Raw genomic sequence first — 17,659 nt, 5'->3', positions numbered from 1 at the left:
GCCCTGCGCGATCGCACCGTTGACTCCGTTGCCGCCGGCGGGCAACAGCCCGAAAGCGACCACCGGTTCGAGGGGCACGACACATGGTCGGGCCTCACCGATGGGCTGAGGTGCCGGGCCGACCCGAGTACTGGTCGACGGCCATGAGCTGGGCACGCTTACACTCCTGCCAGATCCCGAGGGCGAGGAAATCTCCCAAGTGCTCCCGCTCGACGTGGACCGTCCTGCAGGCCCCGTCGAGGTTCGATTCGAAGCGGTCGGCCCCGCAAGCACCATCCGGCTGCGCGAAGTGCGCCTGGTGCGCTGACGTGACCCAGATGGCGAAAGGCACGCCGCCTTCGCGCGCACCACCTCGCAGCTGCCCCGGACGTCAGCAGCCGTTTCGATCCTGCCCCGGCCCCGTCGAGGGCCGGCTCACCGAGCCGGTCTGCGCGGTCCTGCCCTACTCTTTCACCGTTCTACGCACCCATACAGGAAACGATCAGTCATGACCCGATTCGCCCGTCCGATCCCCGAGCGGCACCTGCGTCCCCCGATGGGCTGGAACAGCTGGGACTGCTACGGCACCGCCGTCACCGAGGAGGAGGTCCTCGCCAACGCGGCCTTCATGCACGAGCACATGCTGGCCCACGGCTGGGACACCGTGGTGGTGGACATCCAGTGGTACGAGCCCACCGCCCGCGCCCACGGCTACAACGAGGACCCCCCGGTGATCCTCGACGCCCACGGCCTCCAGCTGCCGGCGCCCAACCGGTTCCCCTCGGCGGCGGACGGCGCGGGCTTCCGGCCGCTGGCCGACCGCGTGCACGAGCTGGGCCTGCGGTTCGGCCTGCACATCATGCGCGGCATTCCGCGCCGTGCCGTGGCCGCCCGACTGCCCGTGGCGGGCACCGACTTCACCGCCGACGAGATCGCCGACACCGACTCCGTCTGCCCCTGGAACCCGGACAACTACGGCCTGAACCACGACCACCCCGGCGCGCAGGCCTACTACGACGCCCAGGTCGCCCAATTCGCCGAGTGGGGCGTCGACTTCATCAAGAACGACGACATGCTCTTCCCGTACCACGAGCGGGAGATCGCCGCCTACGCCCGGGCCATCGCCCACAGTGGCCGGGCCATCGAACTGAGCCTCTCCCCCGGCACCGACGTCTCCCTCGCCCATCTCGACCACCTGCGGGAGAACGCCACCATGTGGCGCGTCTGCGACGACCTGTGGGACCGGTGGGATCACGTCGAGGCACAGTTCGCCCGCATGGCCCGGTGGGCTCCCTCGCAGGGCAACGGCAGGTGGGCGGACGCCGACATGCTGCCCCTCGGCCACATCGGCATCCGCACCGATCAGGACCGCCTGTCCCGGCTCACCCGGGCCGAGCAGATCAGCCTGCTGACCCTGTGGTTCATCTCCCGCTCCCCGCTGATGATGGGCGGCGACCTGCCCACCAGCCCGCCGGAGACGATCGAACTGCTCACCAACGACGAAGCGCTCGCCGTCCTGTGGCACAGCAAGGACAACCGCGAGGTTCTCCGTGAGCGGGACCTCGTCCTGTGGACCGCCCAGGACACCGACGGACACACCCGCTACGCCGCCGCGTTCTCCCTCGCCGACACCCCTCGGCGCGTCACCGTCCCGCTCGGCTCCCTCGGCGCCCGTCCCGACGACCACGTCCGCGAGCTGTGGACCCGCACCGACACTCCGCACGACGGCCGCAGCCTGGTCGCCGACCTGCCCGCGCACGGCGCGGCACTCTTCCGTCTTGGCCAGGACGTGAGGTAGAGGAAGCTGGGCTTCTTCTGGTTGTTGCGGGACATGACGTGCGTGACACAGCCCAATGCCGGTGAAACCGAGGTGCCTCGAGTGGCATCAGTCGCGTAGCGTGCGGGCCATGTCGAGTCCTGAGTCAGACAAGGTGGGGGCTTTCGGTCACGCCGTCAGCCCCCTGAACCACTGAGCTCGTAGCCCTGTCGTCGCGCCGCATCATGTGGTGGGACGAGTGTGCCCTCAGGGGCTGGCCGCGGTGACGAGATGACCTTCTCGTGCTTCTCCTCACCTCGGAGCCACTCGATGCCTCTCCCGCTGTATCTGCTTGCCATGGCGGTCTTCGCCATGGGCACCTCGGAGTTCATGCTCGCCGGCCTCCTGCCGGACATCGCGTCAGATCTCGATGTCACCGTCGGGACAGCAGGCATGCTCACCTCGGCCTTTGCTGTCGGCATGATCATTGGTGCCCCCCTTGTCGCTGCACTTGCCCGCAACAGGTCCAGGCGCTTCAGTCTTCTCGGGTTCATCCTCACTTTCGCGGCAGCTCACGCGGTGGGCGCCGTCACCACGAGCTTCGCGGTCCTGTTCGCCACCCGGGTCGTCGCCGCGCTCGCCAACGCAGGGTTCCTTGCCGTCGCGCTGACGGCTGCCGCCACGCTCGTCTCGCCCGACAAGAAGGGACGTGCTCTGGGCGTGCTTCTGTCAGGCACGACGGTGGCCACGATCGCCGGTGTCCCTGGTGGGGCGGTACTCGGCGCGTTGCTCGGCTGGCGGGCCACATTCTGGGCTGTCGCCGCTCTCTGCCTGCCTGCAGCTCTCGGCATTCTGAAGGGGATTCCAGCGGGACGTGTGAAGGAAGAGGCGACTGGTGGGCCGGCCTTGCGAGCGGAGCTCGCCCAGCTCTCCAAGCCGCGGCTGATCCTGGTGATGCTGCTCGGCGCGCTGGTGAACGCGGCAACCTTCGCCGGCTTCACCTTCCTCGCCCCCGTCGTGACCGACACCGCCGGGCTGAGTGAGCTGTGGATCTCTGTCGCCCTGGTGCTCTTCGGCGTCGGTTCCTTCGCCGGGGTCACCGTCGCCGGCCGGCTGTCCGACCAGCAGCCCGGCCCGGTCATCGCAGTCTGCGGTCCGCTGCTGCTCATCGGCTGGCCGGCCCTGGCCGTGCTGGCCGACAAGCCGGTCGCTCTGCTCGCCCTCTTGTTCGTGCAGGGCGCGCTGTCGTTCGCGCTGGGCAGCACCCTGATCACACGGGTCCTCTACGAGGCCGCAGGAGCCCCCACCATGGCCGGCTCGTACGCGACCGCGGCCCTCAACGTCGGCGCCGCCGTCGGACCCCTCATCGCCGCCTCCACCCTCAGCACCGCAGCCGGAAACCTCGGGCCGCTGTGGTCGAGCGGACTCCTGGTCGCTGTCGCACTGCTCATCGCGTTCCCCCTGCGCACAGTGATCACGGCTGGCCGGAGCACCGAGGTGCTCCACCAGTGATACATGCGAACGGCCCTTTGACCATCGAGGGGATGCGGGACAGCAACACCAAGAGTCCCGCATGACTGCCGACAAGGCGGTTCAGCCGGTCAGGTGGCGTTCCAGCCAGTCCGCGGCGGTCCGGCGGAACAGTCGCCGGTTGTCCGCGCGCAGGAAGTCGTGGCCTTCCTCGCGCAGGGTGAGCAGCTCGGCGGGGATGCCGCGTTCGCGCGCCGCCCGTACGAACTGCTCGGACTCCCCCGGCGGCACGTTGGTGTCGTGTTCGCCGTGGACGGCGAGCAGAGGGGCGCGCAGCGCGTCGATGCGGGTCATCGGCGAGAGCGCCCGCAGCAGTTCGCGGTCGCGCTCGGGGTGGCCGTACTTGTGGGCCGCCGACTCCGCGAGCCAGGGCTCGGTACCGGCGAAGAAGGTCGCGAAGTCCGACATGCCGCAGACGGCGACCCCGGTGCGGAACAGATCCGGGTGCCCCACGAGCGAGGCGAAGGTCAGATAGCCGCCGTACGAGCGCCCCATGACGGCCAGCCGGGTCGGGTCGGCGGGGCCCGCAGGCACCGTGTGCGCCGCGCAGTCCGCGACGTCGTCCAGCGCGGCGAAGCGGCCGGTCCCCAGGTCGGCGTCGACGAACGATCTGCCGTGCCCCGAGGAGCCTCGGACGTCGGGGGCGAAGACGTCCAGTCCACGCCCGGTCAGCTCGTGGTAGAGCGGGTGGAAGACCGGGCGTTCCTGCTCCTCCGGACCGCCGTGCAGGTGGATCACACAGGGCGCCGGGTCGCCCGGGGCCCGGCCCGGTGCCCTGTAGTACCAGCCGCTCAGGGGCAGCCCGTCCCGCGCGGTGAGCCGCAGGAGGACGGGACGCACGGGCGGACGACCCGGCGGAACGGCGTCCTCGTCGCGGGAGGACCAGGGGGTGCGCAGCAGGGACACGCCTTCGGAGGCCCACCACACACCGGGCCGGCGCTGGGACCCGGACAGGGCCGGCAGCAGTAGCCGCGGGCCGACCGCCGCGACGCGCGTGACGACCTCGTGGGGCAGGGGAACGGGCGTCGTCGGCAGCGGGCCGTGCGGTGCCTGGCGCGTCGGGAAGGTCTCGACGAGTTCGAGCCGGCTCGCGCCGCGTTCGTTCCAGGACAGCGCGGCGGTGCGGCCGTCGTGCGACAACACCAGGAGATCGAGGTCGCTGTCCTGCCGTTCCGCCACGACGGACATGCCGTGCGGTTCGCCGTCGGTGCCGAGGACGACGGCGAGGAGCGCCGCGTACTCGCGGTCGGCGTCGCTGCGCAGCCACAGCGTCCGCCCGTCGGGCGAGAACCGTCCGATCCACGGATCGCCGTCGGCGACCGGCACGGTGCACGTCGTCGCCGAGTCGGCCGTGCGTCGGACGACCGCCTCCCGTCGTCCGCGCGGCCCCCTGCGCAGCAGGACGAGTCCGCCGTCGCGACTGATGTCGCACACCCGCAGGGTGGCGGCGTGCGTCTCCGTGGCGAGCAGGACGGGGGACGCCAGAGCGTCGGGATCGATCAGGTAGGCCGACAAGCCGCCGTCGGGCCGGACCGCCGGTACCGGAGGAGCCATGGAGTCGGCCGCCGTCACGGTCTGCCCCGTCCCCCGTGCGGTGGTGTCGTAAGGGGTTCCGCCCAGGAGCGTCGCACGGCCGTTCCGGTCGGCCCAGTTCGCCGTCGGAGCGGTGTCCGCACGCGCCGGCCCCGTACCGTCCGGGGGCGTGCGGGCGGCCGGTGCGGCGAGGGTGACGGCGACGGCCGAGCCGTCGTGCGCCCAGCAGCCCAGGTAGGCGGTACTGTCCGGGTCGGCACCGGCCAGGACGCGGCGGCCGGTGCCGTCGGGTCGTACGCACAGCACCCGGGAGTGCTCGCCACCGCCCGGTGCGGTGGTGTAGGCGATCCAGCGGTCGTCCGGTGACCAGGACACCTCCTTGACGGGATCCGGAAAGGAGTCGAGCAGTCGCACCTCGTCGCCGTCCACGGGCCCGGCCCACAGTTGGGGAACGCCGCCCCGGTCGCAGATGAAGGCCGCCTCGGAGCCGTCGGCGTTGGCGGAGGGATACCAGCAGCCGTGAGCGCGCAGCCGGGTGACGGCGTCCCGCGGGCCGCTCGTTTCGGGCAGGGGAACCGGCGCCGGGGCGGCGGCGGGGGCGGAGCCGTGCGCGTCCGCCGACCAGGTGTCGGGGGGCGGCGGAGTGACTGGGGCGACGCCGGGTGCCCCCGGCTGGGCGACGACGGACGGCGAGGTGGGCACCGTGCCGAGCTGGGCCGCCGGTGTGCTCCGCTCGTCGGTCACGTGATCCCGTGCGTCTGCAGCCATATCTCCAGCAACGCTACCTGCCACAGGGCGTTTGCTCCCCGTTTGGTGCGGTGCTCGTCCGGCGCCGCGAGGAGCTCGGACACGTACGACTCCTGGAAGAGGCGTCGCCCCCTCGCCTCGGGTGCCTCCAGCGCCTCGCGCACCCGCTTCAGGACGGGGCCGGCCATGTGCCTGATGGCCGGGACCGGGAAGTAGCCCTTGGGGCGGTCGACGACGTTCCGGGGCAGAAGCTGACGGCCCGCTTCCTTCAGCACGCCCTTCCCGCCGTCGGCCAGTTTGAGTTCCGGCGGGCAGGCCGCGGCCAGCTCGACCAGTTCGTGGTCGAGGAACGGCACGCGGGCCTCCAGCCCCCAGGCCATGGTCATGTTGTCGACCCTCTTGACGGGGTCGTCGACGAGCATGACGTGCGTGTCCAGGCGCAGGACCGCGTCCAGGGCCGTCTCGGCCCCCGGGACCGCCATGTGGTCCCGGACGAAACGGCCCGAGGCGTCGTCGTCGGGCAGCATGCCGGGCTCCACGATCCTGGCGAGGTCGGCATGGGGCCGGTCGAAGTACGTCTCGGCGTACCGCTCGGCCGCGTCCGCGCGGGCGACCTCGGCGAGCCGCGGGTACCAGTCGTAGCCGGCGAGCACCTCGTCGGCGCCCTGCCCGCTCTGCACGACCTTCACCTCCTTGGACACCTGCTCGGACAGCAGGTGGAAGGCGACCACGTCGTGGCTGGTCATCGGCTCACTCATCGCCGCGACGGCACCGTCCAGGGCCGTCGAGACCTGGTCGGAGGGAACCATCAGCCGACGGTGGTCGGTGCCGAACCGCCGGGCCACCAGATCCGAGTACCGGAACTCGTCGCCCTCCTCCCCGCCCTCCGACTCGAACCCCACACTGAACGTCAGCAGGTCCCGCTGCCCCTCCTCGGCCAGCAGCGCGACGATCAGACTGGAGTCCAGGCCGCCGGAGAGCAGGACACCGACCGGGACGTCGGAGACCATCCGCCGGCGTACGGCCGTGCGCAGCGCCTCCAGCATGGCGTCACGCCAGTCGTGCGCGCCCATCTCCGCGTACTCGGCCCGGCGTGTGTACGACGGCTGCCAGTAGCGATGGTCACGGTGGGTGCCGTCCGGTTCGACGACCCGCACGGTGGCCGGCGGGAGCTTGCGCACACCGTCCAGGACGGTGCGCGGGGCCGCGACCGTGGCGTGCCAGCTCAGGTACTGGTGGACGGCCACCGGATCGAGTGAGGTGTCCACGTCACCGGCGGCGAGGAGGGCGGGCAGGGAGGACGCGAACCGGAGCCGGCCCGGCGTCCGTGCCAGGTACAGGGGCTTGATGCCGAGCCGGTCACGGCCCAGCACCACGCGCCCGGACCGGTGCTCGACGAGGGCGAAGGCGAACATGCCGTAGAAGCGTTCCACGCAGGCGGTGCCCCACTGCCGGTAGGCCTTCAGCACCACCTCGGTGTCGGACGTCGACGAGAACCGGTGTCCCAGGCTCCGCAGCTCTTCACGCAGCTCCTGGTAGTTGTACACGCAGCCGTTGAAGACTCCGGTGATCCCGCCTCGGGAGTCGGTCATCGGCTGTGCCGCGAGGTCCGACAGGTCGATGATCTTGAGTCGCCGATGCCCCAGCGCGACCGCGCCCCGCGTCCAGATTCCCCGACCGTCGGGACCACGAGCGGCGAGCCGCTCACTCATGCGCTCGACGGCCGCGAGGTCGGGTCGGCAACCGTCGAAGCGGATTTCCCCACTCAGACCGCACATGACGCGCCGCCTCCGTTCTGTTCGGCGTAGGCCGGGTGCCGGAACGTGGGTGCAGGGTTGTCGGGGTAGAGGGACGGGTCGTAGGCGTAGGGCCACGGGTCGTGGGCGTAGAGGGACGGGTCGTGAGCGTCCATACCGATTCACCTGCGAGTCAGCGGCCGAACGGACCGTTGGGAGGGACCTGTCACGCCGGCGGCCGGGAGGTTCTTGCGGCGGGTGTCCGCCGCCCCGCGCGGCGCGCGTTCACCACGGGTTTCGGCGATCAGCATGTCGACACAGGCCAGCAGATCCTCTTCCTCTGCGATACGGCGCAGGCGGCGGGCCGCGCTGCCGTCGGCGAGGGCCGCCTCCGCCAGCGCGCGGACGGTCTGCCAGTCGCCGTGCGCCTCCAGGGCGAGGCGCAGCCGGGCGAGCAGCTTCCGCACGACCTGCCCAGCGGGCGCCTCCTGGTGGGTTTCGGGATCCACCAGTCCGGCTTCGAGCCCTGACCGGGCGGCCCGCCAGGAGGCGCCGCGCAGCCACTCGTGCCGGCCTTCGCAGCCCGGAGCACTGCCCGTGCGAAGCCTCTCGCGGGCCTCGGTCACCAGGGCGCGGAACAGTCCGGCGACGAGCACGACGGTTTCCACGCGCGGGCACGAATCACAGATGCGCAGTTCCAGCGTCTGCAGATGCGCGGAGGGGCGTACGTCGTAGTAGATCATCCCCGCGTCGCTGATGACGCCGGCCCGAACGAGGTCGTGCACCGTGGCGTCGTACTCGGCCGCGCTCGTGAAGCAGCCGACCGGGCCCGCGGTGGGCCAGCGCTGCCACAGCATGGTGCGCCAGCTCGCGTAACCGGTGTCGGCCCCCTGCCAGAACGGCGAACTGGCGGAGAGCGCGAGAAGCACGGGCAGCCAGGGCGAGACCACGCACATGACCTGTACCGCCGTGTCGCGGTCGGGTACGTCCACATGGACCTGGGCGCCGCAGATGAGCTGCTCGTCGGCGACCGTGCGGTAGTCCTCGACCATGTGGCGGTAGCGCGCACCGCCGGTGGGGTGCGCGGGTGCCGCGGGCGCGAGCGGCGCCGTACCGGCGGCCACCACCGCGAGCCCCAGCGAGGAGGCGGCCGCATCGAGCCGCCGTCTCGTTCCGGCCAGGTCGGCGTAAAGATCGTCGAGGGACGTGTGCACCTCGCTGTTCGACTCCACGGTGGACTGGTGCAGCTCGGTCGTGAAGGTACGCCGGGGGAGGCGTCGCAGGACCGGGGCGGCGCGCGGCACGAGCAGCCCGCTCTCCACCTCCAGAACGTGAAACTCCTCCTCCACTCCGATACGAACGCTCACGGTCACTCCTCGGGGCGATGCGGAGGCTGCCTGCCGCCGGCGAGAGGGTGTCTCACCGGCGGACACGGCGGCGCGTGAGGACCTTCGAGTCACCAGAATGCCGACTTATAAGCCCATATGCCCTATATAACGTTGATAGCTGCTCAAATGAGCGACTTCTGGGTGCGCCGCGGCACGACGCTCAGGCCCTGGCCCAGCGGTCGCGGATCGTGCCGGAGTGCGCCGAGGGACACTCGATCACGGAGGCCGCGTACCGTCTCAGACCCCGCTCCACTTCTGGTGGTCCTGCCCGTTGCAGTCCCAGAGTTGCAACCGGGCGCCGTTGGATGTGCCTCGATCCTTCACGTCGACGCACTTGTCGGACTTCGGATTGACCAGGTCGTGCGAGGAGTTCAGACGGAACTGCTGCGCGGAGGAGCCGTTGCACCTGGCCACCTGAATCGGCGTGCCGTTGGTGGTGGAGGCCCAGGCTGCGTCCATGCACAGGCCCATGGAGCGCACCGTCCCGTCGGACATGAAACGCCACGACTGCTGCGGGGATCCGACGCAGTTCCAGATCTGCAGCGGTGTGCCGTCGCCGCCGCCGTTCGGATCGTCGATGCAACGGCCGGAGGAGTGGCTCCTGACAGAGATGCCTGCGACCGTGGTGGAGCTCCCGGAGGAATTACTCTTCTTCGGCGGCTTGCTGGTGCTGGGCGGCTTGCTGGTGCTCGACCGACCGCCGCTCGACGATCCGGAGGCTCCGGAGGACGAGGACGCCTTGCCGCTCGTCGACTTGCCGCTCGTCGACTTGCCACTTGTCGACTTGCCGCTCTTCGACCTTCCGCTCGTCGATTTCTCGCCCGTCGACGCTCCGCCGCCGTCCGCGTCCGCGCCGTTCTCGGACTGTCCGCCGTCCGCGGAGGTCTTCCTGCCCGTTCCCGCTTCGCCCGCGGACTCACCCGCGGCCTTCGACCCCCCGGAGTCCTTCTTGACGGAGTCGGACTTGGCGGGAGCGCCGTTCGCCGACGGCGGTGCCGAGCCGATGGCGCCGTACGGACCTGCGTCCGCCGCGTTCCCCAGCACCGATCCGGGTGTCGCCCCGGCCGACACCTTGCCGCCGCCGTCGTCCTCACCGGTCACCAGGAACGGAACGGCTATCAGCAGCGCTCCCGCGATGGCCGCTCCGGCCAGCACGCTCTTGTGGGGTCTGCCGGGGGCGGCGGGGGGCGTGGCAATCTCTGCGGTGGCAGTGGTGCCGGGCGCCTCTCCCGTTTCCTCCTCGCCGTTCTCCCCCGTCGCGGCCTCCTCCGCTGCGGTCGCGGTGGGGGCTTCCCCGGCGACTGCCGCCGCTTCCGGCTCCTCGGCCGTGCCGGGGGCCGACGCCACCTCGGCGGCCGTTTCCCCGGCCTCGGTGGTCGCGGCGGTTTCGGCCACGGTTGCAGCCGGCTCTCCTTCTGCAGTGGACGGGGTCTGGGCCGGTGCGTTCTGTGGGCTCGGCACCTGTCGGGAGGTCATGGGCGCTCTTTCTGTGCGGTGAGGGGGGTGTGGTGGTGTTACGGCCCTGCGGCCAGATGCGCTGTCAGCCGGAGTCGCCGGGTGCCGCGGAGGCGGGCTCCTCGGGCTCCGAACGCGGCTGTTCCAGTCGCAGGAAGGCGGTGCGTACCGCCTCGGGGAAGAGTCCCGGGTTCGCGCGCAGCAGGGCCGCGAGGTCTTCCGGGTTGAGGCGGACAGCCCTCAGCGGCAATGCGATGTCTTCGAGCATCCAGGTGGCGCCGGCACCGGACGAGTAGTCGAGTCCCGCCACGTGCTCTCGGCGCACCGGGGTGTTCAGGACTTCTTCGGAGGCGAGCAGTTCCTGGAGCTCCTGCTGGTCCTCCTCCGACTCCGCTGCTTCATCCGCTTCGTCAACATCATCGGTGCTGTCGCGGACGTCCGCGTCATCGCCGCTCGGACGGGTCACCGTCTCCTCGGCGGCGGGGCGGGCCAGCAGGTACTCCCTGCCCCTGCGGTACAGGATCACGTCGCGTGCGCTCGGCCCGTCTCCGGAAGTGTGGGTGTCGGCGGTGCCGTCCTCGTCGACGACGGTCACGTCGGCGCCGAGGGCATCGGCCGCCTCGCGGACCGCGGCCCGTTCGCTCGCCCGGTCCCCCGGGCGGGGGACGTGGGTAGGCGTGGCGACGCTTGCGCGTTCCTCGTCGGTGAGCCCCGGCAGAGCGGCGAAGGCGGACCAGAAGCCGTTGCCGTCGCCGGTCGGCTCGACGAGTTCGTAGGCGGCGCCGTCCGGTGCGGCCAGCGACGTCAGCCGGCCCTCGGTGACGACCGGGCGCCAGGTCCCGAACCGGGACGCCCAGGGGGCCGTGTCGTACGCGGGCAGCGGCGGCCGGTCCGGTGTCTGCCCTCGCTCGCCCGTTGTCTGCGCCGCACCGGGAAGGGGCGCGGGCAGCGGGGGCCGGCGCCGGGCGTCGCCGACCGGCAGCGCCAGTCGATAGTGACGGTTCGTCACTTCCAGTACGACGTGGGTGAGTTCACCCTCGCCGGTGTCCTCCTCCGTCTCAGACGTCGTCGGCCCGAACTCCTGGAAGGCACCGTTCGCGCCGACGACGGTGATCCGCGTGTCGAAGGCCCGGGCGGCCAGGGCGGGCAGCAGGTCGGCCGCGCCGTGGTCCCAGCCGGCGTCACCCGCGGTGTCTCCGGGACGGTTGAGCTGCGTCCCGGCGAGAGCGGCGCGCTGTCCGTCGGTCAGCCGGGCGTGCAGCGGTATCCGTCCGGAGCCCTCGAACTCACGGCGTTCGGGGGTGTCCTGGCCGAAGTCCACCCCGCTGTCCAGCAGTTCGGCGTCGCTGAACGTGTCGGTGCTGTCGGGCGAGGTGTGGTCCAGCAGGTCGGCGTTCTCGGGCCGGCCCAGCTCGTCGGCGAGCAGCTGCCGCAAGCCCGCGACGATGCTCGGCCGGTCCGTCATGGGTATGCGGCCTGCGAGCGTGCCGGGGTCGGCGTGGTGCAGTCCTTCGGCCAGGGCGTGGAAGAAGGCGTCGCCGTCGGCGGGGACGTCGTGGAGCGTGTAGAGGTCGTTGCGGGGCGAGATCAGGTGGTCGGGGACGCCGTCCGGCCGGGTGTAGCGGGCAGGCGCGGCGCCGGCGGGCCCCGTCGGCGCCGGCTCGTGGCGTACGGGCGGCGGTTCGGTGAGGCCCTGGCGCCGTTCCGGCTCGCCGGGCGCGTGTTCCTCGGCCGGCAGCTGGTGCCAGCGGGTGAGCCGGTCGGCGGCCGCCCGTACCCGGTGGTACTCGGCCGCCGCGGCCTCGGCCCGGTCGAGCAACGGCCGCAGCAGCTGCCGCTTCAGCGTCGTCACCAGGTCGCCGCGGGTCAGCTCGGGCGTGCTCTCGGACAGGCCGCCCAGGGAGCGGCGCTTCGCCCAGTAGGCGTCGTCCGCGGCGGCCCAGGCCTTGCCCGCCGCGGTGACCTCGCCCCAGGCGTCTGCGACGCGCCGGGGGAAGTTCGCGTCGTCGATCAGACCCCACTGCCGGGCGGTGCCCTCCTGCACCAGGACGATCAGCTGCGTCCGCGTCTCGACGGCCTGGGTGCGCACGATGCGGCCGAACGGACCGCTGGGCGCGTCCACTTCGGCGACGCCGAGCCAGTCGGTCGGGATCGCGAGGACGAAGCTGCGGCCGACCGGCTTGACGGTGAGCTGGGCGCCGTCCCCTTGGGAGCGGACACGGCGTTCGGCCGCGGCGGTGTTCGGGCCGGACAGGGAAGCCGACGGGACGGCCGAGCCGAGTGAGCCGGCGTCCAGTACCGGCTGCGCTCCGAGTGAGGAGTCGAACCCGCCGCTGCGGGAGGCGGTGGCGCCCCGGGTCCCGGTGTGCCGCTCGCTGCTCTCCATGGTGGTGTCCGCGATCACCGCCAGCAGGGCCGCCCGGGTGAAGTCCGGCCGGGAGTAGAGCCGGTAGGCGCCGTGGGCGCGGCCCGCCTCGTTCAGTCCGGGAACCTCATAGCCGTCGGCGCTGCCGCTGTCCTCGAAGAAGGCCGCCAGCGCCGCGTCGCCGACCGCGCTGTCCAGGGCCAGTGCCGAGCCGCTCCCGGGCCGGGTCAGCCCGGTGCGGCGGGCCCGCGCCACCGCGGCCTCGAGCTCCGCGCCGGTCAGTTCACGGGGGCCGTCCCAGGTGGGGGCCACTGAGGTGCCGTAGGCCCGGGCGAGTGCCAGGACACCGGCGTCGCGCAGGGTGTCGAGGCCGACGATCCTGCGGACGTGGAAGCCGCTGGAGGGCGCCCGGAACGGCCCGCGGGCGCCGTTCGGCAGCGGCAGGGAGCGCCAGGCGTCGATGTCCGCCTGGGTGACGGTGGGCCGTCGCCACAGCGTGACGGAGGGGTCCGGCCGCTCCACCGTGGGCGGCCCGAGCGGATCGTCCGTCGGGCCGGTGCCCGGCTCGGGAACGGTCATGCTCAGCGGCACCTGCTCCCGCAGCGTGCCCGCCTCGCCCTCCGAGTGCAGGCGGTCGCCGTCGCCGAGGTCGAGGGTCAGCCGCAGCCGGTAGCGGATGAGGTACTCGGCGTGCGGCTCGCGTGCGTAGAAGGACTGCCGCTTGGTGCGGGTGCGCGAGAGGCTGCGGGAGGTCTCCTCGGTTCCGGTGACCATCCCTTCGTACGGCGTCCGGACGGCGCTCAGGTCTCCCGGCTGCGCTGTGGCGCCCGAGGGGAGCGTTGCCACACCGTGTGTCAGGCTCACCCCGGCCCCGCGGGACGCGCCCTGGGAAGTCCCCTCCAGCTCGGTCACGGTGGCCGTCCGGGTGTCCTCCAGGACCGCTTTGTGGCCGATGCCGTCGAACCGCGTCTCCGTCGCCAACAGTTCCACCCTCATCAGGCCTGGCCGGCTCCCGACGCGGACCCCCGAGACCCACCGTCCGGCCCGGGCGCGTGCCGAGGTGCCGGTGGAGCTCATCTGCTCGCGCAGTGCCCGTACGGCACGCGGGGTGACCAGGGAACGCACTCGCTCCCGGTCCGTCTCGTCCACACCCCACTCCCGTAGCTGCCGGTCGAAGTCGGCCAGCACGCCGGTGGTGTCGAGCGAGTTGACGGGATAGGAGCCGAAGGGGTGGTCGTGCCACCAGGTGACCTGGGTCCACGCCTGCGACGTGTAGCGGGGCACCTCGCCCAGCCCGTCGTTCAGGAGTCCGAGCCGGTGCGCGGCCTTCTCGGGGACATGCCCGAGATAGCCCGCAGGGAAGGTGAGCCGCCTACCGGCCGGGCCCTCGCGGTAGAAGGGGGTCAGCGCCGGGCGGAGCAGCCCCTTCGGGCGCACCGAGCCCACGATGTCGTGCTGGGTGTCACCGGACACCAGGACCTTGAGGCTGCCGTCGTCGACGTTGACGTCCGAGCTGACCGTCCGGGTGACGCTCGTGACGGCGGCGGAGGAGAGGCCCCGGCGGAGCAGGAGGCCGGAGAAGGTGGTCAGTTCCGTTCCGCCGGGACGGGTGGTGGCGCTGCCGCCGATGACCGCGGCCAGGCCGAAGCTCCTGGCCGCGGTCATCGATCCCGCGATCCGCAGATCGCTGCCGATGGCCAGCTCCATGGCCACGGCGACGGGCTCCGACACCACGCGCAGGTCGAGGACCCGCACACGGTGCACCACGTCACCCACCCGGTGGCGCAGGACGCCTTCCGCGAACAGGGAGATCCGGGAGCCGGCAGGCCCGGACAGCTGGTCGAATCCGGCGGTGAGGGAGTGCGCCTCGAAGAACCGCACCATGGCGTCATGGGGTACCGCGCCGCTCCTGGCGAAGTGCCAGGCGTCGCCGGACAGCCGTGCCATGAGGTCCTCGGCGGCGCGGGCGAGTGCCGCGGGCGCGCCGACGGCGACGGTCTGGTAGAGCTGGTCGCCGAACACCTCCGGCCCGTGCTCCTCAGCCGCCGTGCGGTCCCCGGTCAGCAGGGCCAGCGCCTGCTCCCGGGTGAGAGCCTGCTCGGACGGCCGCGCGGGGGACGCCGTCGCCAGGTGCGGATCGGCGGCCGGGGAGTGCTCGCCCGGTACGGCCAGCACGACCCGGCCGCTGAACGGCGCGCCCGAGGCGCCTCCGACCAGGTCGGTGCTCTCCTGAGGCCGGGCTCCCAGCACTCCCAGCGAGAGGATCCTCGGTCCCGTGCGGTAGCGCTGGAAGCCCTCGATGCCGGCGGTGAGTTCCAGCCGGTAGCCGTACAGGTGGGACGGGCCGGCGCTGGCGGCCAGCGGCTCGTGCGTGGCGGTGGCCCCGTACTGCGCCTCCCGGCCCGTGGACCGTCCGAACATGGGGCCCACCGAGGCGCCGGCAGGGTGGGAGGAGCCGCCCCGCAGCGTCACGCCGAGTCCGGCGCTGTCGGTGTGCGTCACGCCCTGGGCGCCGTCCAGGCGTTCCGAGCCGGGTGCGCTGGCGCGCAGGAGGAGGTCGTTCTGGGTGCCGAGGTAGCGGCGGCCGGTCAGCTCGCCGGCGACGCGCAGCGTGAGGTGGGTGCGCCGGAACGTGCCCGGCGGAACGTCGAGTGCGAGCGACAGCCCGGTGGTGGTGAGCACTTCGAGGTTGGCGGCGATGCCGTGGTGGGACAGGGCGTTCAGCACGCGCAGGGTGTTCCCCAGTGCCATGGCGAAGTGCTGTGGGCCGCGCCAGCGGGAGTCGGCCGGGTCGCCGAAGTCCGCGAGCGGGGCCAGCACCCCCGGGTATCTGTCGGCGGCTGCGCGGATCACCGTGTCGGTGAACGCCCCCAGCCAGTCCCGCGGCCGGTCCCCGCCGCTCACCGGCTCGCCGTCGTCGTAGGTGAAGGCCTCGGGCCTGCTCATCCCGAGCACCGTAGGGCGGTCGTCGGTCAGATAGACCGGGGCATGGGGTGCGTTGCCGTTCCGCGCGCGCAGGGTGGTGCCGTCGTCCCAGCCGGCGAGGCGCCGGGCCTCGGTGTGCGTCATCCGGTCCAGGCTCCAGGTGTCGAAGCGGAGGACGTCGTCCGTGCCGCTCCTGCGCACCTGGACGGTCTTGCGGACCAGATAGAGCACGGTCGGGACGTTCTTGGCCCGGCCGACGATCTTGCGGCTGCCCGAGCCGCCGAATCCGCTGCCCTCGATGTCGCTGCGTTCCCGGCCCGCGGTAAGCCCGGCCGTGGCCATACCCACGGGGCCGAGGTCGACCGCGGCCCCACCGGTGACGGTCATGCCCCGCGAAGACGTCCGGGACAGGGTCCGCTCGTTGCCGGCCGTCTGCTGCACGGTGTTGCGCATCTCGGCGGCCCGGCTCTCGGTGATCAGCTCGGCCTCGCCCGGCACGACCCGCTCCACGACGAACGCTCCCAGCGGCGTCCCGTCGTCGTCGAACAGCACGTCCGTGGTGACCGCGCCCCTGGCCAGGCGGTCCGCCGACCGGTGGAAGTTCTCCGAGCTGAAGAACGCGGTGAGGTACGCGTGGGCGGCGCTGCCGGGACCGGCCCCCAGCTCCGCCACGAGCCGGTCCCGCAACGGCCTGACCGGTCCGTAGCCCTCGGTGTGCACCAGCCGGTAGTCGGACCGCGCGTCGAGCGTCATACGGCCCGGGACCCGGCCCGGTCCCGGGGGCGAGGTCAGACTGTCCGGCAGCCGTACCGCCAGTCCGTTGCGGACCGTGAAGCCGAAGGTGGCCTCGGCGACGGCAGAGGGGCCGGTCACTGCCGGGGCGGCGGACCCCTCCACCTCGCCGAGGCGGGCCTCTCCACCGACGAACACCTCATAGTGCAGGTCGTCCAGGTGCAGGTGCGAGCCCTCCGCCATGCGGGTCTCCACCTGGCTGAGGGTGTGGTCCTGCATGCCGTACTGATACGAGCGGGTCACCCCCACGCTCGCGCTGACACCGCCGAACCCGGCCGGACCCGCCGCCGGTACGGCGGAGACGCCCGCCGTGACCCTTTGCCTGGCGCTCGCCGTACCGACCGTGCCCGTACCGGTCTGGCTGCGCTGGCCCGTGTCCACCTTGGCCGGATGGTCCTGCACGTCGGTGAACCGCTCCCAGTTGCCGAGCGGCCGCGTCATCACCCGCAGCGTCACGCCGGTCGAGGCGTCGCCGAACGCCGGGGACTCGTACCCGTCGCCGTGGAAGACCTGCGGGGTGGTGTCGAGCGCCCGACGCAGATCGGCCAGCGCCTCGCCGAGCCCCGGTACGGCGGACAGGTCGCCGTACCGCCCGCCGAGCCGGTCTCCGACCTCCCGCACGACGAGGTCGGCGCCGCGCAGGGTGACCTGGCTGTGCCCGTAGCTGCGCCCTCCGGCAGCGCCGGCGCCGTATCCGGTCAGGTGCTCCGGCAGACGACTGCCGTCGGTGAAACGCACCTGTCCGCCGTCGGGCGAGAGGGACGGCGACGGCATCGAGGCGTCGATGCGCGCCGGCCGGTGGACGTCGAGCGCCGCCTCGATGTGGGGGAAGACGCGGTCCCGTTCGGCGGCTTCGGCAGCTTCGGCGGACTCGGGTGCGGACTCGGACTCGGGTGCGGACTCGGGTGCGGACTCGGACTCGGGTGCGGCTTGCGAGCCGTCCTCCGTACCGGGCAGGCGGCCGCTTTCCGATGCGCCGTCCTCGTCGGACGGTTCGGATGGCTCGGACGGCTGGGACGGTTCGGACGACCTGTCCGGCTCGGATGGTTCGGACGACCCGTCATCGGCGGCAGCAAGGGGTTCCGCCGGCGGGCGGGTCGGATGGATGTCGACGACGAGGCCGTTCTCGATCGTCATGTACAGGTCCGTGTCGCCGAACCTGCCGTGCACGGTTGTCCCGTCAGGAACGGGGGACGGCAAGGTTCGAAACGCCACGGCCGCGGCGTAGCGCAGGTCACGGCGGGTCCACCCGGCGGGAAAGGCGCCTTCCGGATAGTCGGTGCGCGGTGCCTCGGGGGCGAGCACCCCGAACAGCTCCGAATCCACTGTCGGCTCGGGATACTCCTCGGAATCCGATGGCCACCCGGAATCCGACTCCGAGTCGTCCGACGAGGACAGCCTCGGATCGTACTCGGTCTCGGCCTCCGACTCCGACGAGGAATCGGAATCCGAA

General features: G+C 72.2%; 9 protein-coding genes. 3 read left to right on the top strand and 6 right to left on the bottom strand.

Features of this window, described 5'->3' with window-relative positions; translation table 11 throughout:
• Nucleotides 1–3 precede the first annotated feature (3 nt).
• From ACFYWX_RS34005 to ACFYWX_RS33995, 3 genes are all read left to right on the top strand, one after another.
• Entirely contained in the window at nt 4–147 is a 144-nt protein-coding gene (locus tag ACFYWX_RS34005; protein ID WP_389428715.1) for a DUF6805 domain-containing protein, read from the top strand.
• Nucleotides 148–487: 340 nt separating this feature from the next.
• A complete protein-coding gene (locus ACFYWX_RS34000; RefSeq protein ID WP_389428681.1) occupies nt 488–1,777 on the top strand; it encodes a glycoside hydrolase family 27 protein in 1,290 nt (429 codons plus the stop codon).
• 288 nt (nt 1,778–2,065) lie between these two features.
• Complete coding sequence (locus ACFYWX_RS33995; RefSeq protein WP_389428680.1) at nt 2,066–3,247, top strand: Cmx/CmrA family chloramphenicol efflux MFS transporter; 1,182 nt, start codon at nt 2,066–2,068, stop codon at nt 3,245–3,247.
• 81 nt (nt 3,248–3,328) lie between these two features.
• Here the strand turns inward: ACFYWX_RS33995 and ACFYWX_RS33990 are convergent, their stop codons facing one another.
• The 6 genes from ACFYWX_RS33990 to ACFYWX_RS33965 form a co-directional block, all read right to left on the bottom strand.
• Nucleotides 3,329–5,566: a S9 family peptidase gene (locus ACFYWX_RS33990; protein WP_389428679.1), complete on the bottom strand. Its 2,238-nt coding sequence runs from the start codon at nt 5,564–5,566 to the stop codon at nt 3,329–3,331.
• The gene (locus tag ACFYWX_RS33985; protein WP_389428678.1) at nt 5,539–7,323 is read right to left on the bottom strand and encodes an N-acetylglutaminylglutamine amidotransferase; all 1,785 of its coding nucleotides are present in this window, start codon (nt 7,321–7,323) and stop codon (nt 5,539–5,541) included. The genes ACFYWX_RS33990 and ACFYWX_RS33985 overlap by 28 nt, the downstream gene beginning before the upstream one ends.
• Entirely contained in the window at nt 7,311–7,457 is a 147-nt protein-coding gene (locus tag ACFYWX_RS33980; protein ID WP_389428677.1) for a hypothetical protein, read from the bottom strand. The genes ACFYWX_RS33985 and ACFYWX_RS33980 overlap by 13 nt, the downstream gene beginning before the upstream one ends.
• Nucleotides 7,458–7,463: 6 nt before the next feature.
• Nucleotides 7,464–8,648: a glutamate--cysteine ligase gene (locus ACFYWX_RS33975; RefSeq protein ID WP_389428676.1), complete on the bottom strand. Its 1,185-nt coding sequence runs from the start codon at nt 8,646–8,648 to the stop codon at nt 7,464–7,466.
• Between the two features lie 258 nt (nt 8,649–8,906).
• Nucleotides 8,907–10,064, bottom strand: coding sequence for a ricin-type beta-trefoil lectin domain protein (locus ACFYWX_RS33970; protein ID WP_389428675.1), 1,158 nt, complete (start codon nt 10,062–10,064; stop codon nt 8,907–8,909).
• Nucleotides 10,065–10,209: 145 nt separating this feature from the next.
• Nucleotides 10,210–17,532 (bottom strand): hypothetical protein, encoded by a 7,323-nt coding sequence (locus ACFYWX_RS33965; protein ID WP_389428674.1) that lies wholly within the window; start codon nt 17,530–17,532, stop codon nt 10,210–10,212.
• Nucleotides 17,533–17,659: the final 127 nt, after the last annotated feature.

Origin of the sequence: Streptomyces sp. NPDC002888 (genome assembly GCF_042888465.1) — a bacterium.
Classification (GTDB): domain Bacteria; phylum Actinomycetota; class Actinomycetes; order Streptomycetales; family Streptomycetaceae; genus Streptomyces.
This window is presented reverse-complemented; position numbering and strand designations above follow the sequence as displayed.

What these genes read in the sequence shown, in the direction of transcription:
- ACFYWX_RS34000 (WP_389428681.1), top strand. Translation starts at nt 488, where the DNA reads ATGACCCGATTCGCCCGTCCGATCCCCGAGCGGCACCTGCGTCCCCCG.
- ACFYWX_RS33995 (WP_389428680.1), top strand. Translation starts at nt 2,066, where the DNA reads ATGCCTCTCCCGCTGTATCTGCTTGCCATGGCGGTCTTCGCCATGGGC.
- ACFYWX_RS33990 (WP_389428679.1), bottom strand. Translation starts at nt 5,566, where the DNA reads ATGGCTGCAGACGCACGGGATCACGTGACCGACGAGCGGAGCACACCG.
- ACFYWX_RS33985 (WP_389428678.1), bottom strand. Translation starts at nt 7,323, where the DNA reads ATGTGCGGTCTGAGTGGGGAAATCCGCTTCGACGGTTGCCGACCCGAC.
- ACFYWX_RS33980 (WP_389428677.1), bottom strand. Translation starts at nt 7,457, where the DNA reads ATGGACGCTCACGACCCGTCCCTCTACGCCCACGACCCGTGGCCCTAC.